This window comes from Streptococcus parasanguinis, from assembly GCF_023109675.1.
Classification (GTDB): Bacteria; Bacillota; Bacilli; order Lactobacillales; family Streptococcaceae; genus Streptococcus; species Streptococcus parasanguinis_I.
Genome location: NZ_JALDUR010000002.1, coordinates 210,246 through 233,919 on the forward strand (window position 1 = coordinate 210,246; position 23,674 = coordinate 233,919).

At 43.3% G+C, this 23,674-nt stretch carries 26 protein-coding genes; 25 read left to right on the top strand and 1 reads right to left on the bottom strand.

The genetic code is table 11. The features are described from left to right. Nucleotides 1-34: 34 nt before the first annotated feature. From deoD to M1G14_RS02645, 3 genes are read left to right on the top strand one after another with little or no spacing between them, the layout of a single operon-like run. Nucleotides 35-745 (top strand): purine-nucleoside phosphorylase, encoded by a 711-nt coding sequence (deoD, locus tag M1G14_RS02635; RefSeq protein ID WP_049474996.1) that lies wholly within the window; start codon nt 35-37, stop codon nt 743-745. Then, nucleotides 745-1,512 carry a hypothetical protein gene (locus M1G14_RS02640; protein WP_053091124.1) on the top strand — a complete coding sequence of 256 codons (768 nt, stop codon included), beginning with the start codon at nt 745-747 and terminating at the stop codon, nt 1,510-1,512. The genes deoD and M1G14_RS02640 overlap by 1 nt, the downstream gene beginning before the upstream one ends. Continuing rightward, the gene (locus M1G14_RS02645; protein ID WP_247926250.1) at nt 1,513-2,244 is read left to right on the top strand and encodes an NAD-dependent protein deacylase; all 732 of its coding nucleotides are present in this window, start codon (nt 1,513-1,515) and stop codon (nt 2,242-2,244) included. Nucleotides 2,245-2,281: 37 nt separating this feature from the next. On the opposite strand, the gene M1G14_RS02650 is transcribed toward M1G14_RS02645, so the two are convergent. After that, complete coding sequence (locus tag M1G14_RS02650; RefSeq protein WP_049474876.1) at nt 2,282-3,190, bottom strand: LysR family transcriptional regulator; 909 nt, start codon at nt 3,188-3,190, stop codon at nt 2,282-2,284. Between the two features lie 243 nt (nt 3,191-3,433). On the opposite strand from M1G14_RS02650, the gene M1G14_RS02655 reads away from it, so the two are divergent. The 22 genes from M1G14_RS02655 to M1G14_RS02760 all read left to right on the top strand — a co-directional run bounded on the left by M1G14_RS02655 (nt 3,434) and on the right by M1G14_RS02760 (nt 23,664). Then, a complete protein-coding gene (locus tag M1G14_RS02655) occupies nt 3,434-4,873 on the top strand; it encodes a DUF6688 domain-containing protein (RefSeq protein WP_049522567.1) in 1,440 nt (479 codons plus the stop codon). Between the two features lie 190 nt (nt 4,874-5,063). Then, the gene (locus tag M1G14_RS02660; protein ID WP_049522566.1) at nt 5,064-5,870 is read left to right on the top strand and encodes a dihydroorotate dehydrogenase electron transfer subunit; all 807 of its coding nucleotides are present in this window, start codon (nt 5,064-5,066) and stop codon (nt 5,868-5,870) included. A gap of 9 nt (nt 5,871-5,879) precedes the next feature. Then, nucleotides 5,880-6,818: a dihydroorotate dehydrogenase gene (locus tag M1G14_RS02665; RefSeq protein ID WP_049483142.1), complete on the top strand. Its 939-nt coding sequence runs from the start codon at nt 5,880-5,882 to the stop codon at nt 6,816-6,818. Between the two features lie 179 nt (nt 6,819-6,997). Then, a complete protein-coding gene (gene pyrF / locus M1G14_RS02670) occupies nt 6,998-7,690 on the top strand; it encodes an orotidine-5'-phosphate decarboxylase (RefSeq protein WP_013903499.1) in 693 nt (230 codons plus the stop codon). Nucleotides 7,691-8,118: 428 nt separating this feature from the next. Continuing rightward, the gene (pyrE, locus tag M1G14_RS02675; RefSeq protein WP_024055762.1) at nt 8,119-8,751 is read left to right on the top strand and encodes an orotate phosphoribosyltransferase; all 633 of its coding nucleotides are present in this window, start codon (nt 8,119-8,121) and stop codon (nt 8,749-8,751) included. Between the two features lie 142 nt (nt 8,752-8,893). Further along, entirely contained in the window at nt 8,894-9,493 is a 600-nt protein-coding gene (locus M1G14_RS02680) for a hypothetical protein (protein WP_049483137.1), read from the top strand. 56 nt (nt 9,494-9,549) lie between these two features. Then, entirely contained in the window at nt 9,550-10,041 is a 492-nt protein-coding gene (locus M1G14_RS02685) for a DUF3592 domain-containing protein (protein WP_031575802.1), read from the top strand. Nucleotides 10,042-10,107: 66 nt separating this feature from the next. After that, entirely contained in the window at nt 10,108-10,605 is a 498-nt protein-coding gene (locus M1G14_RS02690; protein ID WP_239683021.1) for a hypothetical protein, read from the top strand. Between the two features lie 274 nt (nt 10,606-10,879). Next, on the top strand, nt 10,880-12,382 hold the full coding sequence (locus M1G14_RS02695; RefSeq protein WP_049522564.1) for a glycosyltransferase family 39 protein: 1,503 nt from the start codon (nt 10,880-10,882) through the stop codon (nt 12,380-12,382). 130 nt (nt 12,383-12,512) lie between these two features. Beyond that, nucleotides 12,513-13,166 carry a uracil-DNA glycosylase gene (locus M1G14_RS02700; protein ID WP_023917989.1) on the top strand — a complete coding sequence of 218 codons (654 nt, stop codon included), beginning with the start codon at nt 12,513-12,515 and terminating at the stop codon, nt 13,164-13,166. Between the two features lie 9 nt (nt 13,167-13,175). Beyond that, the gene (locus M1G14_RS02705; protein WP_049522563.1) at nt 13,176-13,640 is read left to right on the top strand and encodes an NUDIX hydrolase; all 465 of its coding nucleotides are present in this window, start codon (nt 13,176-13,178) and stop codon (nt 13,638-13,640) included. Between the two features lie 11 nt (nt 13,641-13,651). Further along, on the top strand, nt 13,652-14,920 hold the full coding sequence (locus M1G14_RS02710) for a dihydroorotase (protein ID WP_049522562.1): 1,269 nt from the start codon (nt 13,652-13,654) through the stop codon (nt 14,918-14,920). 14 nt (nt 14,921-14,934) lie between these two features. Beyond that, nucleotides 14,935-15,777 (top strand): SGNH/GDSL hydrolase family protein, encoded by an 843-nt coding sequence (locus tag M1G14_RS02715; protein ID WP_049522561.1) that lies wholly within the window; start codon nt 14,935-14,937, stop codon nt 15,775-15,777. Continuing rightward, entirely contained in the window at nt 15,746-16,378 is a 633-nt protein-coding gene (locus tag M1G14_RS02720) for a YpmS family protein (protein WP_049522560.1), read from the top strand. The genes M1G14_RS02715 and M1G14_RS02720 overlap by 32 nt, the downstream gene beginning before the upstream one ends. Before the next feature lie 568 nt (nt 16,379-16,946). Next, nucleotides 16,947-18,509 carry a 2-isopropylmalate synthase gene (locus tag M1G14_RS02725; RefSeq protein ID WP_049522559.1) on the top strand — a complete coding sequence of 521 codons (1,563 nt, stop codon included), beginning with the start codon at nt 16,947-16,949 and terminating at the stop codon, nt 18,507-18,509. A gap of 12 nt (nt 18,510-18,521) precedes the next feature. Beyond that, nucleotides 18,522-19,559, top strand: coding sequence for a 3-isopropylmalate dehydrogenase (leuB, locus tag M1G14_RS02730; protein WP_049522558.1), 1,038 nt, complete (start codon nt 18,522-18,524; stop codon nt 19,557-19,559). Between the two features lies 1 nt (nt 19,560). Further along, nucleotides 19,561-19,839, top strand: coding sequence for a DUF1294 domain-containing protein (locus tag M1G14_RS02735; protein ID WP_042766154.1), 279 nt, complete (start codon nt 19,561-19,563; stop codon nt 19,837-19,839). 24 nt (nt 19,840-19,863) lie between these two features. Next, entirely contained in the window at nt 19,864-21,246 is a 1,383-nt protein-coding gene (gene leuC, locus M1G14_RS02740; protein WP_049522557.1) for a 3-isopropylmalate dehydratase large subunit, read from the top strand. Nucleotides 21,247-21,257: 11 nt separating this feature from the next. Next, complete coding sequence (leuD, locus tag M1G14_RS02745; RefSeq protein ID WP_049522556.1) at nt 21,258-21,848, top strand: 3-isopropylmalate dehydratase small subunit; 591 nt, start codon at nt 21,258-21,260, stop codon at nt 21,846-21,848. Nucleotides 21,849-21,946: 98 nt separating this feature from the next. Beyond that, nucleotides 21,947-22,732, top strand: coding sequence for an L-threonylcarbamoyladenylate synthase (locus M1G14_RS02750; protein WP_003003291.1), 786 nt, complete (start codon nt 21,947-21,949; stop codon nt 22,730-22,732). Nucleotides 22,733-22,831: 99 nt separating this feature from the next. Next, nucleotides 22,832-23,197 carry a hypothetical protein gene (locus tag M1G14_RS02755; protein WP_049474893.1) on the top strand — a complete coding sequence of 122 codons (366 nt, stop codon included), beginning with the start codon at nt 22,832-22,834 and terminating at the stop codon, nt 23,195-23,197. A gap of 56 nt (nt 23,198-23,253) precedes the next feature. After that, entirely contained in the window at nt 23,254-23,664 is a 411-nt protein-coding gene (locus tag M1G14_RS02760; protein WP_049474894.1) for a hypothetical protein, read from the top strand. Nucleotides 23,665-23,674: the final 10 nt, after the last annotated feature.

The window sequence follows — 23,674 nt, forward strand, 5'->3', positions numbered from 1 at the left end:
TACTTTGTTCTCTGTCGCCCTTTATATCTTAATTATGTCTATCCATATTGCTGCTAAGCAGGGTGAAATTGCTGATAAAATTCTTCTTCCTGGGGATCCTCTTCGTGCGAAATTTATTGCTGAGAATTTCCTTGAAGACGCTGTTTGCTTCAACGAAGTCCGTAACATGTTTGGTTACACGGGTACTTATAAAGGTCACCGTGTATCTGTCATGGGTACTGGAATGGGAATGCCATCCATCTCCATCTATGCGCGTGAGCTGATTGTCGACTACGGTGTGAAGAAATTGATCCGTGTGGGAACGGCTGGTTCTTTGAATGAGGATGTGCATGTTCGTGAATTGGTCTTGGCACAAGCTGCCGCAACCAACTCAAACATCATCCGCAACGACTGGCCTCAATACGATTTCCCACAAATCGCTAGCTTTGATCTTTTAGACAAAGCTTACCACATTGCCAAAGACCTTGGCATGGCGACTCACGTCGGCAATGTCTTGTCATCAGATGTCTTCTATTCAAACTATGGTGAAAAGAATATCGAGCTTGGTAAATGGGGTGTGAAAGCTGTAGAAATGGAAGCGGCAGCCCTTTACTATCTTGCTGCTCAACACCATGTTGATGCGCTTGCTATCATGACGATTTCAGACAGTTTGGTTAATCCAGATGAGGATACAACTGCTGAAGAACGTCAAACTACTTTCACAGACATGATGAAAGTTGGTCTTGAGACCTTGATTGCAGACTAATGGCAAAATTCCTTCATGATGAATGGCTCTACGATCTCCAAAATTATCACTACAGCCGGGCTCTGCGATCTATCAAGCAGCAGGAAGAAGTACCGGATTTGTTGGTGAGCTTACTGCAGTTAATGGCGGAGCGTCGAGAGCTTAATATCCAACCCGTCATGAATCAAAAGTTGAGAACTGAGTTGCTAGAAGCGACTGGTTTTCAGCTTTTTTGGCATGAAGATCCAGAAGACGAGCAGTTGGCCAACTACCTTTATGACTTAGAGGCGAAGTTGCGAAATGAGCAGATTATTGACTTTGTTCGTGCCGTTAGCCCAGCCATCTATCGGATCTTTATGCGATTGATTCAGTTGAAAATTCCTGATATTACCAACTATATTCATAACTCCAAAGAATCGAGTTATGACCGTTGGAAGTTTGAGAGCCTGCATGCGTCTGACAACCCTATCCTGCAGCAATTCCACAGCGAAAGTGTGGTCAATTCGTCCAGTTTGACGGAGTTGATTGCGCAGTTGGACTTGCCAGATAGCGTCAAAGTTGCGGCCCAACAATTGCGGGAGTTAGAAAAATCAGTTCGCAACCCCTTGGCCCACTTGATCAAGCCCTTTGATGAAGAAGAGCTCCATCGGACGACGGGTTTCTCTTCTCAGGATTTTATGAAGAATTTGATTGACCTTGCAAGCTACACAGGCATCCATTATGATCAAGCTAACTTTTATTTTGATCAGGCCAATGCTGTCATGGAAAAGCTACTAAAGGAGAAGTAGATGGATAAGATTGCTCAACTACAGGAGATGATTGATCAGAGTCAACGGATCGTGTTTTTCGGAGGGGCAGGAGTTTCTACAGAGTCAAATATTCCAGATTTTCGAAGCTCAGACGGTGTCTATAGTGTTCAGGTGGGGCGGCATTTGACAGCTGAGCAATTGGTCTCCCATACCATGTTTGCGCGCTATCCAGAGGACTTTTTCGACTTTTACAAGAAGTACTTGCTCTACCCAGATGCCAAGCCCAATGCTTCCCATCAGTATTTGGCTCGGCTTGAAGATACAGGTAAGCTCCAGGCAGTTGTGACACAAAATATTGATAGTCTCCATGAAATGGCTGGTTCTAAAAAAGTTTTGAAGCTCCATGGCAGCGCCGATCGCAATTACTGTACGGGTTGCCAGCGATTTTATGATTTGGAGGCCTTTCTAGCTTTAGAAGGCCCGGTTCCACACTGTCTGGACTGCGGCAAGGTGGTCAAACCTGATGTGACCCTCTACGAGGAACCTCTCGATATGGACGTCTTTAGCCAAGCAGCCCAAGCAATCCAAGAGGCTGATCTCCTGATTATCGGTGGAACTTCCCTTGTGGTCTACCCAGCGGCTAGCTTGATCCAGTATTTTCAAGGGAAGAAGCTGGTTGTCATCAATAAAACCAGTATCCCTCAAGACAAACAAGCAGACCTGGTTATTGAAGGGAAAATTGGCCAAGTATTTTCACAATTAAGACAATAAAAAATATCTGAGTGAACATGAGACACTCAGATATTTTTTATTTATCAAACTTCACTTCCTCAAGCAAGTACTCGATGAATTTTTCTCCCATTTTTGAGAGAGCTGTTTTTTCATGTTTGATGTAGACCAACTCGATTGTGTCTTCGATATCAAGGGGAATGGAGACGATGTTATTTCCGTTGAGATTGCTGTTGAGGATCCCGGTCGCAATGGTGTAGCCATCCAGACCAATCAAGAGATTAAAGAGGGTCGCCCGGTCACTGACAACGATGGATTTCTTATGATGCTCTTGAGAGAGAATCTCTTCTGAGAAGTAGAAGGAGTTGTGGGTTCCTTGGTCATAGCTAAGGTATGGGAAATCTTCCAGATCTGACAAGTGGACGATCTCCTTCTTGGCAAGAGGATTGGTCTTGCTGACAAAGATATGAGGTTGCGCTGTAAAGAGGTGGGTGGCAATCAGGTGATTATCATCCAGCATCTTAGAGAGGACATCTCGGTTGTAGCTATTCAAAAAGAGTACGCCAACTTCGCTTCGGAAATTCTTGACGTCATCGATGATCTCCCAAGTTCGCGTCTCCCGTAGGAAGAGCTCGTATTTTTCCATGTCGCTTTTCTTGAGGAGAGAAACGAAGGCCTCAACCACGAAGGCGTAGTGCTGTGAAGAGACACTGAAAAGCTCACGAGAACCCACGGGATTTTTATAGCGCTCGGATAAGAGGTCGATTTGCTCCACCACCTGGCGGGCATAAGAGAGGAACTCCATCCCATCGCGGGTCAAAGTGATCCCTTTAGGATTCCGGATAAAGATTTCAATTCCCATCTCATTTTCCAAGTCCTTGACGGCATTGGAAAGGCTAGGTTGCGTGATGAAGAGTTGTTTTGCGGCCTCATTCATAGAGCCGGTTTCGACGATTTTGATAATGTATTGTAATTGTTGTATTCTCATGCTTTTATTTTAACATAAAAGAGCGCGTTTTTCCCGTAAAATGTGGTCTTTCAAGGACTGTATCAGAGAATAAGACAGGCTAGAATAGGTAATAGAAATTAGGCTAGATCAAATAGTTAAAAAATAGAAGATTGGAAACAAAATCTACATCTGGGGACTGATTTTGATGGAAAAATACAGTTTTGCCTTGCTGAAGGTAAGATCTGATTGATAGAATGGTAAAAAATTGATTGAGGAGATCTTATGAAAAAACTCGTTTCCTGGTATAAGAAAAAGGATAAGGAATTGGAAACCCATTTCACAGCTGGTCTGTTGCAGATCAATTTTGTGACCAATGCTCTGATTCTATTGGCCTTTTACATCTATTTGGTTATTAGTCAGTCGCTCTACGCAATAAAGGATCCATTCATTCAATTTAGTGTTTGGGAGGTCATTGCCTTCACCATGGAGATCTTTCCTTACGGTTTGACTCTGGCCCTCTTTGTCCCCAATATTTTTGTCATCATTTATGGGATTGGTCGGTGGTCTAGCCTCCAGTTCAAAGAATCTGAGGAAGAAGCTCTCGAAGATCCTGATTTGTTTGAAGATAGAATTCCAAAGGAAGGAGAAGGGACAAGAGAAGATGACGCATTCCTTATGAAAGAAAGGCAAGAATCACCTAGTCCTAAGCCTGTCAAAAAGAAAAAGCAACAGCCTACCATTGTTCTTTGGTTTGGACTCTTTGGTTGCTTTCTCGAAGCGATTTTCATTTACATCGTCAAGGATATGACCTTTTACGAATGGAATGAGCCTTTGATCAATTCTCAGAAGCATGCTCTGATCTGGTCAGGTGCCTATCCAACCTTCTTCACCTTTGCTGCTCTCTCCTTACTAGCCTTGATCATCTATTCCTATCGGGATGCGAATTCACTCTCGCCGCTAGCGAACGTCTTCTGCATCAGTGGCATTCTAGGAGGAGTGGTTCTCCTCTTAGTTTTTGATAATCAACTGCAGGTAGCAAGTTTTCACACCTTTTTCTTACTGATCTATTCCATCCATCTCTTATGGGTTCGCATTAAGGAGTGGCAGGAAGATCGAACAGAGATAAGCTATGAGAATCGTCTACTTCAATGGCTCCATCAGCTCTTAAACAAGTCACGGAACTGGCCTTGGCTAGCGGTTTTGCTTGCCCTTCCGACGCTGGCTCTCATCGTCCTCATTCTCATGCTCTTTGGGCAGCAGCCTGATTCCATGATCAAGGCCTGGACCAATACAGCTGACTGGGCCTTCTCACAAAAGATCCCTCCTCAGAATCTCATCATTGATGAGCACTATCTCTGTACGGTTGCGGCTGGTGGGCATGAAAAAGTTGTCAAACCCCAACGGATGGGAGTCCGGCACGGTCATCCTGTTGTGGTGAATCGCCAGCTCTGTATTGCCAATGCCTTTGAGCAGGTGCTAGAAGAAAAGACGCCACGATTCCATCACTTCTTGCGTCGCAATTATGACCGCTATGGCTATCCCTTTGCCAAACATATCAAGAAGAAATGGGCTATGGACCTGATCTATTACCTGATGAAACCCTTGGAATGGCTCTTTTTACTGGTTCTTTATCTAGTTGATCGTAAGCCTGAAAATCGAATCGCTTTACAGTATATTCCACCGGTACCAGAAGGGTTTTCTCCTGAGACAGATGGGAAATGAGCGGAGCCATCGGCTTCTACTTGACAAGCGACAAGGAGAGCGATATAATGAGACAAATTTAACCTTTAAGAGGTCCAGAGAGGCCTGCAAGGAAAGACAGAAAAAAGATCAGCGGACGGAGTCTAGCTGATGATTTGTAGGGCCTTGCTTTTGCGAGGTCTTTTTTGCTGGAAGAAAGAAGAGGAAATCAATGGTCAGTGACAGTTGTAAAAAACGCTTTGGCAAAATCATGATGGAGGAGATGGAGCTGGTCGCTCAAGAAGAGATCGCTCCTCGCATCTATTCTATGATCTTAAAAGGGGAAATGGTGGAGCAGATGCTGCCAGGTCAATTCCTTCATATCCGCGTCCCTGATGGGTCTAAGCTCCTTCGCCGTCCGATTTCAATTTCTGAGATTGATCCTGAGACACAGACGTGTCGTTTGATCTACCGCATCGAAGGTGGGGGAACAGCTATCTTTTCCCAATTGCCAATCGGTAGCAAACTAAGCGTGATGGGGCCTCAGGGAAATGGCTTTGATCTCACCAATCTCGGCCAAGGTCAGAAAGCCTTGATCATCGGTGGCGGGATCGGTGTTCCTCCTTTGGTCCAAGTGGCCAAACAACTTCATGAGCAAGGGGTAGAAGTTGAAGTGGTTGTCGGCTTTGCGACCAAAGAAGCTGTCATTTTGGAAGAAGAGCTTTCTCAGGTGGCTCATGTCACTGTAACGACAGACGATGGGACTTATGGCACTAAGGGCTATGTCTCAACCATCGTTGATCAGATGGACCAGGAGTTTGATGCTATCTATTCTTGTGGAGCACCTGGCATGCTCAAATATGTCAATACCAAATTCCATGACCATCCTCGCGCCTATATTTCTATGGAATCGCGTATGGCTTGTGGGATGGGTGCTTGCTATGCCTGTGTAGTGCATCTGGAAAATGAAAGTCAGGCAGCTAATAAGCGCGTGTGTGAAGACGGACCGGTCTTTGAAACCGGTACGATTGTGATGTAGGAGGACCTTATGACAGCAAATCGACTAGCCGTATCCTTACCTGGTTTAGACTTGAAAAACCCGATTATTCCGGCATCTGGCTGTTTTGGCTTTGGTCAAGAATATGCCAAATACTATGACTTAGACCTGCTTGGATCCATCATGATCAAGGCGACAACTGCTGAGGCTCGCTTCGGAAATCCGACTCCACGAGTTGCTGAGACGCCTGCCGGCATGCTCAATGCTATTGGTCTCCAAAATCCAGGCGTAGACGTGGTCCTAGCAGAGAAACTCCCTTGGTTGGCTCAACATTATCCAGATCTACCGATTATTGCCAATGTAGCTGGCTTCTCCAATGAAGAGTATGCAACGGTATCAGGCAAGATCTCGAAAGCGCCAAATGTCAAAGCAATTGAGCTCAATATCTCTTGTCCAAACGTAGACCATGGGAACAACGGTCTTTTAATCGGGCAAGTTCCTGAATTGGCCTATGCGGCTGTGAAAGCAGCGGTAGAAGCATCCTCCGTCCCTGTCTATGTCAAATTAACACCAAGTGTAGCAGACATCACGCAGGTCGCAAAAGCAGTAGAAGATGCAGGGGCGACCGGCTTAACCATGATCAATACCTTGGTTGGGATGCGCTTTGACCTCAAGACTGGTAAGCCTATCATTGCTAATGGAACCGGAGGCATGTCGGGTCCAGCTGTTTTCCCAGTTGCTTTGAAACTCATCCGCCAGGTTGCCCAATCCACTAAACTTCCGATTATCGGAATGGGAGGTGTGGATTCAGCAGAAGCAGCCATTGAAATGATGATTGCAGGAGCCTCTGCGATTGGAGTTGGAACCGCTAATTTCACCGATCCTTATGCTTGTCCAACCATCATCGAAGATCTGCCACAGGTCATGGATCGCTATGGTATTGACACCCTTGAGAACTTCCGAAAACATGTACGGGAAAATCTACTGTAAATCCTTGACTTTTCCCAAATATCGTACTACAATAAATAAAAACCTTTAAAGCAGTCCAGAGAGGCTCCTAAGGTCTAGACGGTGAATCATGGTAGTTGTTCCTACCTAATTTTCGTGTAACCTTGCCTCGTGCAAGGTTTTTTTGTAGACAAAATGATCAATCAAAAAAGGAGTAATCCATGCGTGAAGAACGTCCTATTATCGCCCTTGACTTCCCAGCTTTCGAGGATGTCAAAAACTTTTTAGAGCATTTTCCAGAAGACGAAAAATTATTTGTAAAAATCGGAATGGAATTTTTCTATGCAGTTGGTCCTGAAATTGTACATTACCTCAAAGGGCTTGGACACAGCATTTTCCTTGATTTAAAATTGCATGATATCCCAAATACAGTCAAATCAGCCATGTCCGTACTGGGGACCTTCGGAGTAGATATGGTGACAGTTCACGCAGCTGGTGGTGTAGAGATGATGCGCGAAGCCAAGGCAGCTCTTGGTGAAGGAGCTAAATTGGTAGCCGTGACCCAGTTGACTTCTACCAGTGAAGAAGACATGCGTGATTGCCAAAACATCCAAACAACGGTCCAAGAGTCTGTAGTTAATTATGCTCGCAAGGCCCAAGAAGCAGGCTTGGATGGCGTTGTCTGTTCAGCCCATGAAGTAGCCTTGATCAAGGATGCCACTTCATCAGACTTTGTCTGTGTCACACCAGGGATTCGTCCTGCTGGAGCTGAAATCGGCGACCAAAAACGGGTCATGACCCCACAAGAAGCTCATAAAATTGGATCTGACTATATTGTCGTTGGACGCCCAATCATCCAAGCAGAAAACCCATGGGACGCTTACCATGAAATTAAGAGACAGTGGAATAGTTAAGAACGTCTAAGAAGCTATGCTTCAAGACGTTCTACGGAAAGTCCGATGGGATCTTTCCTAAACTATTCACTAACTTAGTTGAAAAAAAATGATCGTTTCTTTCAACTAAGTGTCGGAATTTAAAAAGTCCTATGGGACCTTCCCTAACGCATTCACTAGATTACAGAAGAGAAAATGATCGTTTCTCTTCTGTGATCGTCGGAATAATCGGAGCCCGATAGGGCCTTCCCTAAACTATTCACTAGATTTAGAGGATAAAAATAATCGTTTTATCCTCTAAATCGTTGGAAGACTAATCGCTACTAAAGTAGCTCTACGGGAAGTCGGATGGGATCTTCCCTAACGCGTTAACTAACCTTTAATGTTGTTGTTTAAATCTAAAAATGATTTAATTCGTATATGATTAAAATCGTAAAAAAGGAGTCGTCATGTCATTAGCTAAAGATATTGCTAGCCATCTTTTGAAAATTGAAGCGGTTTATTTGAAACCAGAAGAACCTTTTACTTGGGCATCTGGGATCAAGTCCCCTATTTATACAGATAACCGTGTAACCCTCGCTTATCCAGAAACTCGTACCTTGATCGAAAATGGATTTGTAGATAAAATCAAGGAAGCTTTCCCTGAAGTGGAAGTGATTGCAGGTACAGCAACTGCAGGGATTCCTCACGGAGCCATTATTGCGGACAAGATGAATTTGCCATTTGCCTACATTCGTAGCAAACCAAAAGACCACGGTGCTGGAAACCAAATCGAAGGCCGTGTACCACAAGGTCAAAAGATGGTCGTAGTGGAAGATTTGATTTCTACTGGTGGATCTGTCTTGGATGCTGTCGCAGCTGCCAAGCGTGAAGGAGCAGATGTCCTTGGTGTCGTAGCTATCTTCACCTACCAATTGGAGAAAGCTGATAAGAAATTTGAGGAAGCTGGCGTTCAACTTGAAACCTTGTCTAACTATACAGAATTGATTCATTTGGCAGAAGAACAAGGTTACATCACTTCTGAAGGATTAGAGTTGTTGCACCGTTTCAAGGAAAACCAAGAAACTTGGCAAAATAAATAATAACACGGAAGCGTTTCTAACGCTTCTTTTTTATACTCTTTTCACTAGTTGGTGGTTAACTTGAATCTCAAAGTAAAATCCGGTATGATAGTAGTAATTGTTTTTATGGATGAAGAAAAAACTATTTTTAAGGGAGAATAAGATGACGAAAGAAGATTATTTGCAAATGAAGAAGGAATTTAAAATTAGATTTACAATTATTATCGTCCTAGGTATAATTGCTAGTGTATTTTATATTCAGATATTGCTTAGCCACTCTCGTGAAGTGCCCTTTTTTATAACCTGTCTTGGAACTCTCACCTTCATCAATCAGTCATTGATTGCACCTGTCTTTTATGAGAAAAAAGCAGCTGAGAAGGAACATCCAGAATGGAAGAATTTATCAACAAAAGGAGTAGAAATTCCTCAGGAAGAAATTCAAAAACGAAATGGGATATCGATTCTATCTTTCATCATTGTAATTATTGGTTTCTTCATGTTCTATCGTCCTCTTCCGACAACAGACGCAGGAACTGAAGTGATCAAAACCTATCGCGAGATCCAGTCTGTGCCAGAAAATTCAATAGAAAAAAGATCTAGCACAGTCTCTAATTTAACTCCGAAAGACGTTCAAACCTTGCAAGAATTGAAAGAAGAAATCGAATCCAATGCCCCATCAGATTCAAATTCACTGGATCTTAATAAAGCAAAAGATCTTGCAGAAAAAGCACAGCAACAGAATTGGTTGAAAAGAGGAGAGTAAGATGACTTTTCAAGTGGTTTGAATTCAACTAGTTTATGTGAAAGGGTAAAAAACAAATGACAGTAACAACATTCTGGCTTAGTTTGGGAATCTTGACCCTTGTTTTCTTGATCATGCTGCTTATCTTTTACACCTTGTATCGCCGTGAAATAAAAGTGAAAACAGAATCAACCGCAAAAGTTCTGGGAGAAGTAGTTGCTTTTGATTCCAAAAATCAACTGCTTATTTCTCTGCCTGTGGTGGAGTATCAAGTCGAGGGTGAAAGATACCAAAAGACCTTTACCTACGCTTATTTCAGAGAGACTTCTTCTAAGTCAAGACAAACCAATGTTTTCGATAGAACCTATGTTCTTGGGGCAGGTAAAAATCTGGATTTGCGGATGATATTCCCAATTGGGTTTCCTATGACAGTCTTTTATAATCCAGTCGACCCACAGATTGGTTTTGTCGAACGGTATGCCGGCTTAGTCGGTTTCTATAAAATCGGAATGACTCTAACGGTTGGAATTTATCTTGGGTTAGTATGCATTCTAGCTTTGTTAGGTTGAATTGTTCGGACCCATCTTAAATAAAAAGCACATTCATATATATTTGGTTGAATGAGAGGATTTTCAATGCTCACAAAAGGAACATGTTTTAATATCAGTTTGAATGGGAAAAGGCCTCTCTGGGGCTACTTTTTGTTGGTAACAGATCAAGGGGAAGAATTTATTATCAAACGCAATAGTAAAATCCCTTTCGACAGATACCGAAAAGTGTACCAGACCAGTTATTCGTTTAAAGATCAAATTTTTTCAAAGAAAGCACCAGCAAATGTTTCTTCTTTGATTGGTGTTCCATTAGGTTTATTATTAGCAAGGACATATAGAAAGATCCTTCCCATGGATCTTTTCTTTGGGAAAGCAAATCTTGATTTGAATGTTAGAGAAGGAGCGATAAATGTCCTTTTGTTTCTCTTTGCAGTTATGATCACTTTATGGTTGGTCACTATTGCCAGATATGTGCAGTTGAAATGGTTTGTTGAAAAAAATGGAGCAGAACTAGCATTAGTTGGTCAGATAAAGCCTACAGAGTATCTTCAAAAAACAGCAAATGGAACCGAGGTGTGGTGAATGCGAAAAATGAGAAAACGTCAATTGTTTGCCCTGATTTGTTTAAGCATGATAGTCCTGTTTTTAGCATATTTTGTTCAAATGCGCTTGTTTTTGGGATTGATTTTATATTTGTTGGTCGTTCTCTTTTATAGGGGCCTTGAATTCACAGAGCCTCGGGAAATAGAGTTTGATTTTAAGGATGATCGAAAATAACAATGATATTTCCCTGAACTGAATGATTTCGTACCACCCCAAAACAGCAGAAATGCTGTTTTTTTGATATAATGGACCTATGTTATCGAAAAGTAAACGTATTCTATTTGGGATGCTTCATGTTGTCATGTTGCTAGTGATGGTCCACTGGTTCTTGATCAGTGTGACCTATCTGAGAGAGATTTCGTGGCTAGCCATTTCAGGTGCTGGATTGCTATTTCTGCTAGCCTGGCTGAAACGCGATGGGCTAAAGAGTGCCTTTGCTTGGTTGACTCGGCATAAAAAAGGCTTCTTACTTGGAGCGGTTGTCTTTCAGTTGATTGTTATGGTTTGTGCGGAGCTCTTTATCCGTCGGGATGCTGCGGTTGTTTTCAAAGGGGCTTTTGATCTTCTTAAGCAATCCTCTATCACCAACTATCTCAGTCGCAATCCCAATAACATTCCGCTCTTTCTTTACGAGAAGTTTTTCTATGTCTTATTTGGCTCTAGCGGTCTGTGGGTCATGCAGGCTCTCAATATCCTCTATGTCAATCTGGGTGCAGTCCTCTTGTACAAGCTGTCCCAGAAGCATTTCAATCAAAAAACGGCTGATCTGGTCTATCTCTTCTATGTGAGCTTGATCTGTTACTCGCCTTATTTCTATTCCATGTACACGGACATTCCGCCACTTCCTTTGATCGCTCTTCAGTTATGGTGGGCTTTGGATCTCTTAAAGGAAGATCAAGCAGTCTCCTGGAAGAAGATTGTTGGCTTGGGGATCTTATCTGGCGTGACCATGTTGATCCGTCCAACGACGATTATTGTCATGATTGCCTTTTGGGCTGTACTCTTCTTCAGAGGAAATTGGAAGGCCTTTGGAAAGATTGCTACGGTGACCGTGATGATGACGGGTTTTGTCTTTGCAGGATTGAATACAGCGGTCAATCATCAAAGAGTTGTGCCGATCTTGAAACAAGAAGGGCTGGCTAAAGGACCGCTCTTATTTATCAATCTGGGCTTGACGGATATGGGGCATAACCAAGAAGATATGAAAGAAGGCTTGTTGTCCTATATCGATGAGGATAAGCGCTCGGATTACAACAATGGCCTCTTTAAAAAAGAAAATGTGATCAAAGAAATCAAGCGCCGTCTCAAGGAGTACGGACCGTTCGGTTTGATCGGGCATATCTACTACAAGCAATCCTTGACGGTAGCAGAAGGGACCCTGGGCTGGCTGTACCGAGATGTAGAGTATGAGAAGACGCCTTTTATCAATCCTCTCTACGCACCCCTGACTAAAAATAATGGTTTGGCAAAATGGGTGCGGACCTATTTCCTTAGCATTGATCGCCCGCAGTACAAGTATTATGAATTTGTCAAGCAGGTGATTTGGATCGTCCTATCGGCTGGTTTGGTTGGAGCTTATCTCAAACGTCGAGATACAGATGATTTTAACTTCCTTTCCTTAGCGGTCTTTGGTGGCTTACTTTTCTTAACCATCTTTGAAGGCGGGAAGACCCGCTACCTCATCCAATTCTTACCGCAAATTTTACTAGTCGCTTCGATTGGTCTTGCAGGATATTTTAAGAAAGAAAATACATAAAAACTCTGGCTTGTTTGGCAGGCTGAAAAAGAGGTTGGATAAAATTGTCCAGCCTCTTTTTTATCCAGTGGATCTGTGCCAAATGTGGTATAATGGAAGGTAAGAATTTATTGGATAGCGGAGAGTTTCCATGCAACATTCACCCTGGCATGAAGCCATCAAATCCCATCTTCCAGAAGGGTATTTTCACCAGATCAATGACTTTATGAATGAAGTCTATAGCAAAGGAGTGGTTTATCCACCGCGTGACAAGGTCTTTAAGGCCTTGCAGACGACAGAGATGGATCAGGTCAAGGTCTTGATCTTAGGCCAAGATCCCTACCATGGACCGGATCAAGCGCAGGGCTTAAGTTTTTCTGTTCCGGATCATGTACCAGCACCGCCTTCTTTGCAAAATATTCTCAAAGAATTGCGCTCAGATATCGGAGAGAAGCGTTCTCATGATCTGACTTCTTGGGCAGAGCAAGGAGTGCTCTTACTCAATGCCTGTTTGACGGTGCCTGCTGGTCAGGCCAATGGTCATGCAGGACAAATTTGGGAGCCTTTCACAGATGCTGTGATCAAGGTGGTTAATGAGTTGGAGGAGCCTGTTGTCTTTATCCTCTGGGGATCTTATGCCCGTAAGAAAAAGCCTCTGATTACCCACGATCGACATTTGGTCCTTGAATCAGCTCACCCAAGTCCTTTATCGGCCTACCGAGGATTCTTTGGTTCCCAACCCTTTTCAAAAACCAATCAATTTTTGAAAGAGGCGGGACGCGAGCCGATTGATTGGTTAAGATAGGAGAAAGAAATGCCACAATTAGCAACAATTTGTTATATCGACAATGGGAAAGAATTTCTCATGTTGCATCGCAATAAAAAGCCCAATGATGTCCATGAAGGCAAATGGATCGGAGTGGGTGGAAAATTAGAACGCGGGGAAACCCCTCAGGAGTGTGCTGCCCGTGAGATTTTTGAGGAGACCGGCCTTAGAGCCAAGCCAGTCTTGAAAGGGATCATTACTTTCCCTGAGTTTACTCCAGATCTGGATTGGTACACCTATGTCTTCAAGGTAACTGAGTTTGAAGGGGATCTCATCGAGTGTAACGAAGGGACCTTGGAATGGGTACCTTATGATCAAGTCCTCTCAAAACCAACCTGGGAAGGGGACCACACTTTTGTCGAGTGGTTGTTGGAAGATAAACCCTTCTTTTCAGCAATGTTTCGCTATGATGGGGATCGCTTGCTAGAGACCCATGTTGATTTTTATAAATAAAGGAGAATGCAATGGTTGTCATTAAAAATGGTCGTGTCATGGATCCAAAGACCGGTTTGGATCAAGTCTGTGACCTTCGCATCGAAGGAAAGAAAATTGTAGAGATCGCTGAAAATCTCCCAACGGATGGACAAGAGGTCCTTGATGCGTCTGGTCTAGTGGTAGCTCCTGGTTTGATCGATGTGCACGTGCATTTCCGTGAACCCGGTCAAACCCATAAAGAAGACATCCATACAGGTGCTTTAGCAGCAGCTGCGGGTGGGTTTACCCGAGTGGTCATGATGGCTAATACCAATCCGACCATTTCAGATATTGCTACCTTAGAGGAAGTCTTAGCTTCTGCAGCCAAGGAAAATCTCCACATTCATACGGTTGCGACGGTGACCAAGAATTTTGACGGTCAACACCTGACAGATTTTGAGGGCTTGCTTAAGGCTGGTGCGGCTGGTTTTTCAGATGATGGGATTCCCCTTCAAAGCACCAAGGTTGTCCGTGAAGCCTTGGAAGAAGCTAAGCGTCTAGGAACCTTTATTAGTTTGCATGAAGAAGACCCTGAGTTGAATGGCATTCTTGGGTTGAATGAAAACATTGCAAAGGAACATTTCCATGTCTGTGGAGCGACGGGTGTGGCCGAATACTCGATGGCTGCGCGGGATGCCATGATTGCCCATGCGACAGGTGCCCACCTTCATATCCAACACCTTTCCAAGGAAGAAAGTGTCAAGGTTGTAGAATTTGCCCAAGGATTAGGAGCTCATGTGACGGCAGAAGTGGCACCTCAACACTTTTCGAAAACCGAGAGTCTCCTCTTAACAAAGGGAAGCAATGCCAAGATGAACCCACCTCTTCGCTTGGAATCTGACCGCCTAGCAGTGATTGAAGGCTTGAAGTCAGGCGTCATATCCGTAATTGCGACAGATCACGCGCCTCACCATGCGGATGAGAAGAATGTTCCTGATATTACCAAGGCACCATCTGGAATGACCGGTCTTGAAACCTCACTTTCTCTTGGTTTGACCTACTTGGTCCATGCAGGACATTTGAGCCTCATGCAATTGCTAGAAAAGATGTCCTATAATCCAGCACGTCTCTATGATTTTGATGCTGGCTATATCGCAGTGGATGGACCGGCAGATTTAACCATCTTTGATCCAGAAGCAGATCGTCTGGTATCGGATCATTTCGCTTCAAAAGCAGGCAATTCACCATTTGTAGGTGAAACATTAAAAGGAAAAGTTGCTTATACGATCTGTGATGGACAAGTGATTTTTCAAGGATAAGTGATCGTATTCATATGAATCTTAAAAAAATGATGCAAGGCTTGGTTTTCTTTTTAACCAGCCTTCTTGTCTTTGTCTTTCTATTTTGTGCTTTGCTACCAATTGCATCTCCTCGCATGACCAAGCCCAAAACGGCTGCGAAAGAAATCACCTATACTTATGTAGCTCTAGGGGATTCACTGACCGAAGGAGTAGGGGATAGCACCAAGCAAGGGGGCTTTGTGCCCATCCTTGCCCAAAGCCTGTCCAATGAAAATGACGGCCAGTACCAGCCTGTCAACTATGGAGTAGCTGGGAATACAAGTTCTCAGATCTTAGATCGGCTCAAGAAGCAAACAGATCTTCAGAAGGATCTCAAAAAGGCGCGTGTCATGACCTTAACGGTTGGGGGAAATGATCTGCGCAAAGTAGTTGTTGATCATCTGAGTGATTTTTCTCTATCAGATATTCAAAAACCGCTCAAGAATTATACAGCGAACCTCAAAGAAATTATTACAAAGGCCAGAAAGGACAATCCCCATCTTCCCATTTATGTAGTGGGGATCTACAATCCTCTTTACCTGAATTTTCCTGAATTAACTAATATCCAGACGGCTGTCGATCGTTGGAATGAGACGACGGAAGAAACCATTGCGCAATTTGATCAGGTTTATTTCGTTCCGATCAATGACCTACTCTATAAAGGAATTGATGGCAAAATGGGCGTATCAGAAGTCAGTGACGGGAAGACAACCGTTATCAATGATGCCCTGTATGAAGAGGATAGTTTTCACCCCAACAATACGGGCTATGAAAAGATAAAACAAGCAATATTGGAGAAAATCAATGCCACGAAGAAAACTTGGAGTCAAAAATAATCCCATCAACGAGAAGGTCCCCTTCCTTCAAAAAATCAATATTTGGAAATGGTTATTTTTAGGTTTAGTCAGCCTTCTCTTAGCCTTCGCTTTAGTTGTGCAAGGACGCTTAGCGACGCCAAGAGAAGATGTTAGCCAGCTTCATCAATCAGTTGGCACCAAAGATGTCAAAGTTGGAACCATGACAACGACTCGAGATCAACTCAATGACACCATCAAATCGCTTCTGAAAAAATATAAGCTGTCCGACTACAAGGTCTATGCAGACAATCAGCAAATCCTATTAGAAGGGCAGTTGAGTCTCTTAGGGAAGGATTATCCCTTATACATTTACTTTCAACCATCCAAATTGGAAAATGGGAACATCCTCTTGACGGTGAAAGATTTTTCAGTCGGAACCTTTCAAATTCCACAAAGGATGGTCTTGCAGCTCTTGAGTAAAAATAAAAATATCCCAAAATTTGTTCAGATCTCACCCAAGCAGTCTACCATCACCATTGTATTGCCAGAAATTGACAATGACTTTGGAATCTATGTTAAGGCCAATACCATTGACCTCTATAATGACAAGATCGTTTTTGATTTGTATCAGAAGAAGTAGGGCGAAAGAGGCTATTCAAATTGAATTCAAAGTCATCTTAAAAACTTTCCTTAGGTGAGTACGGACGTCAGCGAACTTCTACTAAGTTCCATGACTAATTATTGAGCCTAAGGTCTCAATAATTCCGAGTGCTAGAAACAACCGTGTTTCTAGCACTTTTCTCACGGCGGAAAGTTTCATTATATGATGTGTTTGAATGATCCTAATTGTTTAGATCATTATAATTTTTTTAATAGCATCTCGGTTTTCTTATGTAAAAACAGGCTGTCTATAGTCTAAGAAGATCAGAAAGAATTATTTTGTTTCTATTCAAAAAATTCAGAATATTACGGAAAATTCTTGACATTGTTTTTTCCCTATGCTAAAATACTAAACAAGACATTGAACAAAGGAGAAAGTCAAACATGAAAACAGCTAAGTTTATTCAATTTGCTTTGTTGTTGAGGTATAAGGGCTAGTGCAGAAGCATTAGTCCTGTTTGGCTTACCAAGCGGGCAACAACATCTCGCTTGGTTGACCGAGTGAGATGTTTTTCTTTATATCCACTACATAGAAATGAGGAGACCCTATGCGTAAAGTTGAATTTTTAGATACCAGCCTTCGGGATGGCGAACAGACTCCAGGAGTTAATTTCTCTATCAAAGAAAAGATTGCCATTGCTAAACAATTGGAAAAGTGGGGCATTTCTGCTATTGAAGCAGGTTTTCCTGCAGCTAGTCCTGATTCCTTCACAGCTGTTCAAGAGATTGCCAAGGTCTTGACCAAGACAGCCGTGACAGGTTTGGCCCGTTCTGTCAAATCAGATATTGATGCTTGTTATGAAGCCTTGAAGGATGCTAAGTATCCACAAATTCACGTCTTTATCGCAACCAGTCCGATTCACCGGGAGTTTAAACTCAACAAGACAAAGGAAGAAATCCTTGAAACGATCAAAGAGCACGTTTCTTACGCTCGCTCAAAATTTGAGATTGTGGAATTCTCTCCCGAAGATGCGACCCGGACGGAATTGGATTTCCTCTTGCAAGTCGTACAGACTGCAGTCGATGCTGGTGCCAGCTATATCAACATTCCTGATACAGTCGGTTTTACGACACCAGCAGAGTACGGTGCCATTTTCAAATACTTGATTGACCATGTCAAGACAGACCGCGAGATTATCTATTCCCCTCATTGCCATGATGACCTAGGTATGGCCGTGGCGAATAGCCTCGCTGCTGTTAAAAATGGTGCCCGTCGTGTCGAAGGAACCATTAATGGAATCGGGGAGCGGGCCGGCAATGCGGCGCTTGAAGAAGTAGCAGTTGCTCTCAATATTCGCGAAGACTATTTCCAAGTGGAGAGTCCGATTGTCCTTAATGAAACCATCAACACTTCTGAGTTGGTCTCTCGTTACTCTGGTATTCCAATTCCTAAAAACAAGGCAGTTGTTGGTGGCAATGCCTTCTCACACGAGTCTGGAATCCACCAAGATGGGGTCCTTAAAAATCCTCTTACTTATGAAATCATCACCCCTGAGTTGGTGGGTGTTAAGAGCAACAGCCTTCCGCTTGGAAAATTGTCTGGTCGCCATGCCTTTGTCGAAAAACTGCATGAGTTGGGACTGGAATTTACAGAGGAAGACATCAAGCCATTGTTTGCTAAGTTCAAATCTCTGGCAGACAAGAAACACGAGATCACAGATGCCGATATCCGCGCCCTTGTTGCCGGTACAGCAGTGGAAAATCCAGAAGGATTCCAATTTAATGATCTCCGCTTAACCACCAATGCAGACGAAACGATTACAGCAGCGGTTAGCCTCCGCAATGAAGAAGGGGAAGTGCTTGAGTTCCTTGCCAATGGTCAAGGGTCGGTTGAAGCCATCTTTAATGCGATTGATAAATTCTTCAACCAAACTGTTCGCTTGACCTCATACAATATCGATGCAGTGACAGATGGGATTGATGCCCAAGCCCGTGTCTTGGTATCCGTGGAAAATGTCGATACAGATACGATTTTCAATGCCTCTGGTTTGGACTTTGACGTATTGAAAGCCTCTGCCATCGCTTATATCAATGCCAACACGCTGGTTCAAAAAGAGAATGCGGGTGAGATGGGACGAGCTGTCTCCTACCGTGATCTTCCGCAAGCCTAAGAGGAAATGAACATGACAAAGAAAATTGTAACACTTGCAGGAGATGGGATTGGCCCTGAGATCATGACAGCTGGACTAGAGGTCCTCGCAGCCGTCGCTCCCAAAATTGGCTTTGATTATAGTCTAGAAGACAAACCTTTTGGGGGTGCTGGAATTGATGCCTCTGGCCACCCACTTCCCCAAGATACTCTAAAAGCAGCTAAAGGAGCGGATGCTATTCTTCTCGCAGCCATCGGGAGTCCTGAGTATGACAATGCTCCTGTTCGTCCAGAACAAGGCCTGCTCGCTATTCGTAAGGAATTAAACCTTTTTGCCAATATTCGTCCTGTACGGGTTTTCGACGCCTTGAAACACTTGTCTCCTTTGAAGCCAGAGCGTATTGAGGGGGTCGACTTCGTGGTCGTGCGTGAATTGACAGGTGGGATTTACTTTGGAGAGCATATCTTGAAAGAAGATACAGCGCGTGATATCAATGATTACAGTGCAGAAGAAATTCGTCGGATTATGCGCCAAGCCTTCAAGATCGCGCAAGGACGTGGTAAGAAAGTGACCAGTATCGATAAGCAAAATGTCCTTGCAACGTCTAAATTGTGGCGCCAAGTGGCAGAAGAAGTTGCCAAAGAATTTCCAGATGTAACTTTAGAGCACCAGCTTGTCGATAGTGCGGCCATGATCATGATTACCAATCCAGCCCGCTTTGATGTTGTAGTGACAGAGAATCTATTTGGAGATATCCTATCTGACGAATCCAGCGTCCTTCCTGGAACACTAGGTGTGATGCCATCTGCCAGTCATTCTGACCAAGGACCAAGTATGTACGAACCGATTCATGGTTCAGCACCTGATATTGCTGGTCAAGGCATTGCCAATCCGATTTCCATGATCCTGTCCGTTGCTATGATGCTCCGAGACAGTTTTGGAGAAACAGCAGGTGCAGAAATGATCGAGGAAGCCGTCAATCAAACCTTGAATCAAGGAATCTTGACACGAGACTTAGGTGGTCAGGCTTCTACTGCAGAGATGACTGCAGCCATTATTGGGAATCTCTAAGATGACATGGAGAGATCGCTGTTTAGTTCTTATTGCTATTTGGAATAGTATCGTATTTCTGACCTATGGTTTAGATAAACGAAAAGCTATCCAAAACAGGTGGCGGATTCCTGAAAAGGTCCTGTTACTCGAGAGCTGGGTGCTTGGTGGATTCGGAGCTCTACTAAGTGGATATCTCTTTCACCACAAGGTGCGGAAATGGTATTTTCAAGCCACCTGGTGGGGCAGTAGCCTTCTTTTAGCAGGTGCCCTTTTTCTAATCCTTCAATGGATTTCATAACAAGAAGATAAATGGAGAAAGACGATGAGTGGAAAATCTATCTTTGATAAACTTTGGGACCGCCACGTGATTACAGGAGTGGAAGGACAACCCCAACTCATGTATGTGGACCAACACTACATCCACGAAGTGACGAGTCCGCAAGCCTTTCAAGGATTACGGGACGCAGGACGCAAGGTTCGACGACCCGATTTAACCTTTGGAACCTTTGATCACAATGTTCCAACGGTCAATATTTTTGATATTCGAGATGTGATTTCAAAAGCCCAGATTGATAAATTAGCTGAGAATGTGGTGGACTTTGGGATTGATCATGCTGCCCATGGTTCTGCTAAGCAAGGAATCGTTCATATGGTGGGCCCTGAAACCGGTCGGACCCAGCCTGGGAAATTTATTGTCTGTGGAGACAGCCATACCGCAACCCACGGAGCCTTTGGTGCCATTGCCTTTGGGATTGGAACCAGTGAAGTGGAGCATGTCTTTGCTACCCAAACCATCTGGCAAGTCAAACCCAAGAAAATGTTGGTTGAATTCACCGGAACCCCACAAAAAGGGATCTATTCAAAGGATTACATCCTAGCTTTGATAGCGCGCTACGGTGTTGCTTGTGGAGTTGGCTATGTCGTAGAGTATCGGGGAGAAGCAATTGATCGTTTGACTATGGAAGAACGCATGACCATCTGTAACATGTCGATCGAGTTCGGGTCCAAAATGGGGATCATGAATCCAGATGAGACGACCTTTGACTACCTCCGAGGACGTGAATGTGTGCCAGATGATTTTGAGGCCGCAGAAGCTGATTGGAAGACTCTGGTTAGTGATGACGACGCCGTTTATGATAAGGTCATCCGTATGGATGTATCTGATCTTGCTCCGATGGTGACTTGGGGGACCAATCCTTCTATGGGAGTGGACTTCGAGACTCCTTTTCCAGAGATTCGCGACATGAATGATGAACGGGCTTATCATTATATGGATCTCAAACCTGGCCAAAAACCAGTAGACATTGAATTAGGCTATATCTTTATCGGTTCTTGTACCAATGCGCGTCTCAGCGATTTGGAGTTGGCAGCCAAGTTTGTGAAAGGCAAAAAAATTGCGCCAAACTTAACTGCTATTGTGGTACCTGGCTCTCGTCCAGTTAAGCAAGCCGCTGAAAAATTAGGCTTAGACAAGATCTTCATGGATGCGGGCTTTGAATGGCGTGATCCAGGATGCTCCATGTGTCTAGGAATGAACCCAGACAAGGTTCCAGATGGCGTCCACTGTGCTTCTACTAGCAACCGGAACTTTGAAGATCGTCAAGGATTTGGGGCTAAGACCCATCTCTGTAGCCCAGCAATGGCTGCAGCAGCAGCAATCGCTGGTCGCTTTGTCGACGTGCGCCAAATGCCAGAAGTCGAGTAAAAGGAGGAGTCATGGAGAAATTTACCATTTATACGGGGACTACGGTTCCTTTGATGAACGATAATATTGATACCGACCAAATCCTCCCCAAGCAATTCTTAAAGCTGATTGATAAAAAAGGCTTTGGGAAATACCTCATGTATGCTTGGCGCTATTTGGATGACCAGTATACCGAGGATCCAGATTTTATCTTTAACAAGCCAGAATATCGTCAGGCAACCATTTTGATCACTGGCGACAATTTTGGGGCTGGTTCCTCTCGGGAGCACGCAGCCTGGGCTTTAGCTGATTATGGCTTTAAAGTCGTTATCGCCGGATCGTTCGGAGATATCCATTACAATAATGAGCTCAATAATGGCATGCTGCCGATTGTCCAACCACTAGAGGTTCGTCAAAAATTGGCAAGTTTGAAGCCGACAGATCCAGTGACAGTAGATTTGGAAGAACAGAAGATCATCTCGCCTGTTGGAGAGTTTCGCTTTGAGATCGATCAAGATTGGAAACACAAGTTGCTCAACGGCTTGGATGATATCGGGATTACGCTTCAGTACGAAGACTTGATTGCAGCTTATGAGAAGAACCGGCCAGCTTACTGGCAATGATAAAATTGTATACTTAATTACGAATTTTCTGAAAATATATTGAATTTGAGACTATTTTTTGATACAATACTAAAAAGAATAGAAAAGGAAAGAGACTTATGACAAAACACATTCAATGGGACGGACAACTTTCACAAGAAGGATTTGATATTCTTAAAGGAGAGGGTGGCTGTATCGTCTGCCCTACCAAAGTTGGCTATATCATCATGACCAGTGATAAGGCTGGCTTGGAACGTAAATTCGAAGCCAAAGAACGTAACCGCAACAAACCAGGTGTGGTTCTTTGCGGAAGTATGGATGAACTTCGTGCCCTTGCGCAATTGAATCCTGAAATTGAAGCCTTCTACCAAAAACATTGGGATGAAGATATTTTGCTTGGTTGTATCCTTCCTTGGCGTGAAGATGCTTATGCAAAATTGCAAGCCTTCGGAGATGGACGTGAAGAACTCATGACAGACGTTCGTGGAACTTCATGCTTTGTCATCAAATTTGGTAAAGCTGGTGAGCAAATTGCCAAAGAAATGTGGGAAAAAGAAGGCAAAATGGTTTACGCTTCTTCAGCCAACCCTTCCGGTAAAGGTAACCGCGGGAAGGTCGAAGGAATCGGTGAGCGCATCGAAGGTGCCGTGGACTTGGTCATTGAAGCCGATGATTATGTAGCTTCTATCCAACCTGACAAAACCATTGAAACTCGCTATGAACAAGGCGTGATGGTCTCTATGGTTGATGCCGAAGGAAAACTCATCCCAGAACAAGGAGCAGGTAGCCGTTCTGTCAATACTTGTCCAGTTGTGATCCGTAAAGGATTGGATATTGATAAGATCATGATGCACTTATCTGATCATTTCAACTCTTGGAACTACCGCCAAGGGGAATACTATTAAGAAACAGAAAAAAGCATTCCATTTGGGATGCTGTTTTTGTGAAAGGTTAAAAGATGGTATAATAGAGTCAAACGATGTTCCATTAGAAGAGGAGTTAGTATGGTCTCCAGAAAAGCATTTATCGACAAAGCCAATCAGGAAGGTTTTTCCTTCAACATCCAAATCCCATGGTGGCGGTACAATAACTTCAAGTCATTGGTTTGGAGAAAAAGGCTCTCTGAGGAGCAACTCTATCAGATTTTTCTTTTACTTTGTAGAGAGGTAGAACACCGGCAAATGAAAGTAGTAGCGGATAAGAGGAAGTATCAGACTGGATTTTATGTAGCTGCATGCAATGGTCGGGAGTTTCGCTTTGAGTTTGTATTCAAAAAGAATCAACAACTAAGAGTTTTTAATCTATTTGAGACAGTCAATGGTCGGAAGAAACTAACCTTGATGGATTTGCTTGATTACATAATGGATTGACGATTTATAGAAACAATAAGGGTTCACTACAGATTGATAAAAGAAAGAGTGGTTCTATGATTTCAAGAGATGCATTTTTAGAAAGAATCAATCAGGAGGGCTTCTCATTTAGTATTGACATCCCGCGCAGAAATTTTTCGGATTTTACATCATTAGTTCGGAGAAGAAGAATTTCAGAAGAAGACCTCTATCAGCTGTTTTATAACTATTGTCAAGAACTAGAAAACTGTTTGAAAGAAGCAGGGGAGAAACGACGCTTGCTCTTCAATAAGTTTCCAGTTAGCCCCGTTCATGATAAATATAAAACGAAATTTGATACAGTGGCACCCAACGGACGCGAATTCCGCTTTGAATTTGTCTTTAGCAATGACAATCGTTTAAAAGTTTATCACATGATCGAAACTGTTAATGGTCGTAGGAGAAAAACTCCAATGGAAATATTGATGGACTTAGTCGATACTTTATAGTTGATACAGA

Excerpts from the sequence above, each read along its gene's own strand:
- M1G14_RS02685 (WP_031575802.1), top strand. The coding sequence starts at position 9,550 with ATGACAGTAACAACATTCTGGCTTAGTTTGGGAATCTTGACCCTTGTT.
- M1G14_RS02705 (WP_049522563.1), top strand. The coding sequence starts at position 13,176 with ATGCCACAATTAGCAACAATTTGTTATATCGACAATGGGAAAGAATTT.
- M1G14_RS02650 (WP_049474876.1), bottom strand. The coding sequence starts at position 3,190 with ATGAGAATACAACAATTACAATACATTATCAAAATCGTCGAAACCGGC.
- M1G14_RS02725 (WP_049522559.1), top strand. The coding sequence starts at position 16,947 with ATGCGTAAAGTTGAATTTTTAGATACCAGCCTTCGGGATGGCGAACAG.
- M1G14_RS02720 (WP_049522560.1), top strand. The coding sequence starts at position 15,746 with ATGCCACGAAGAAAACTTGGAGTCAAAAATAATCCCATCAACGAGAAG.
- M1G14_RS02700 (WP_023917989.1), top strand. The coding sequence starts at position 12,513 with ATGCAACATTCACCCTGGCATGAAGCCATCAAATCCCATCTTCCAGAA.
- M1G14_RS02690 (WP_239683021.1), top strand. The coding sequence starts at position 10,108 with ATGCTCACAAAAGGAACATGTTTTAATATCAGTTTGAATGGGAAAAGG.
- M1G14_RS02655 (WP_049522567.1), top strand. The coding sequence starts at position 3,434 with ATGAAAAAACTCGTTTCCTGGTATAAGAAAAAGGATAAGGAATTGGAA.
- M1G14_RS02640 (WP_053091124.1), top strand. The coding sequence starts at position 745 with ATGGCAAAATTCCTTCATGATGAATGGCTCTACGATCTCCAAAATTAT.
- M1G14_RS02695 (WP_049522564.1), top strand. The coding sequence starts at position 10,880 with ATGTTATCGAAAAGTAAACGTATTCTATTTGGGATGCTTCATGTTGTC.
- M1G14_RS02710 (WP_049522562.1), top strand. The coding sequence starts at position 13,652 with ATGGTTGTCATTAAAAATGGTCGTGTCATGGATCCAAAGACCGGTTTG.
- M1G14_RS02760 (WP_049474894.1), top strand. The coding sequence starts at position 23,254 with ATGATTTCAAGAGATGCATTTTTAGAAAGAATCAATCAGGAGGGCTTC.
- leuB (WP_049522558.1), top strand. The coding sequence starts at position 18,522 with ATGACAAAGAAAATTGTAACACTTGCAGGAGATGGGATTGGCCCTGAG.
- leuD (WP_049522556.1), top strand. The coding sequence starts at position 21,258 with ATGGAGAAATTTACCATTTATACGGGGACTACGGTTCCTTTGATGAAC.
- deoD (WP_049474996.1), top strand. The coding sequence starts at position 35 with ATGTCTATCCATATTGCTGCTAAGCAGGGTGAAATTGCTGATAAAATT.
- leuC (WP_049522557.1), top strand. The coding sequence starts at position 19,864 with ATGAGTGGAAAATCTATCTTTGATAAACTTTGGGACCGCCACGTGATT.
- M1G14_RS02715 (WP_049522561.1), top strand. The coding sequence starts at position 14,935 with ATGAATCTTAAAAAAATGATGCAAGGCTTGGTTTTCTTTTTAACCAGC.
- pyrE (WP_024055762.1), top strand. The coding sequence starts at position 8,119 with ATGTCATTAGCTAAAGATATTGCTAGCCATCTTTTGAAAATTGAAGCG.
- M1G14_RS02665 (WP_049483142.1), top strand. The coding sequence starts at position 5,880 with ATGACAGCAAATCGACTAGCCGTATCCTTACCTGGTTTAGACTTGAAA.
- M1G14_RS02645 (WP_247926250.1), top strand. The coding sequence starts at position 1,513 with ATGGATAAGATTGCTCAACTACAGGAGATGATTGATCAGAGTCAACGG.
- M1G14_RS02755 (WP_049474893.1), top strand. The coding sequence starts at position 22,832 with ATGGTCTCCAGAAAAGCATTTATCGACAAAGCCAATCAGGAAGGTTTT.
- M1G14_RS02750 (WP_003003291.1), top strand. The coding sequence starts at position 21,947 with ATGACAAAACACATTCAATGGGACGGACAACTTTCACAAGAAGGATTT.
- M1G14_RS02735 (WP_042766154.1), top strand. The coding sequence starts at position 19,561 with ATGACATGGAGAGATCGCTGTTTAGTTCTTATTGCTATTTGGAATAGT.
- M1G14_RS02680 (WP_049483137.1), top strand. The coding sequence starts at position 8,894 with ATGACGAAAGAAGATTATTTGCAAATGAAGAAGGAATTTAAAATTAGA.
- M1G14_RS02660 (WP_049522566.1), top strand. The coding sequence starts at position 5,064 with ATGGTCAGTGACAGTTGTAAAAAACGCTTTGGCAAAATCATGATGGAG.
- pyrF (WP_013903499.1), top strand. The coding sequence starts at position 6,998 with ATGCGTGAAGAACGTCCTATTATCGCCCTTGACTTCCCAGCTTTCGAG.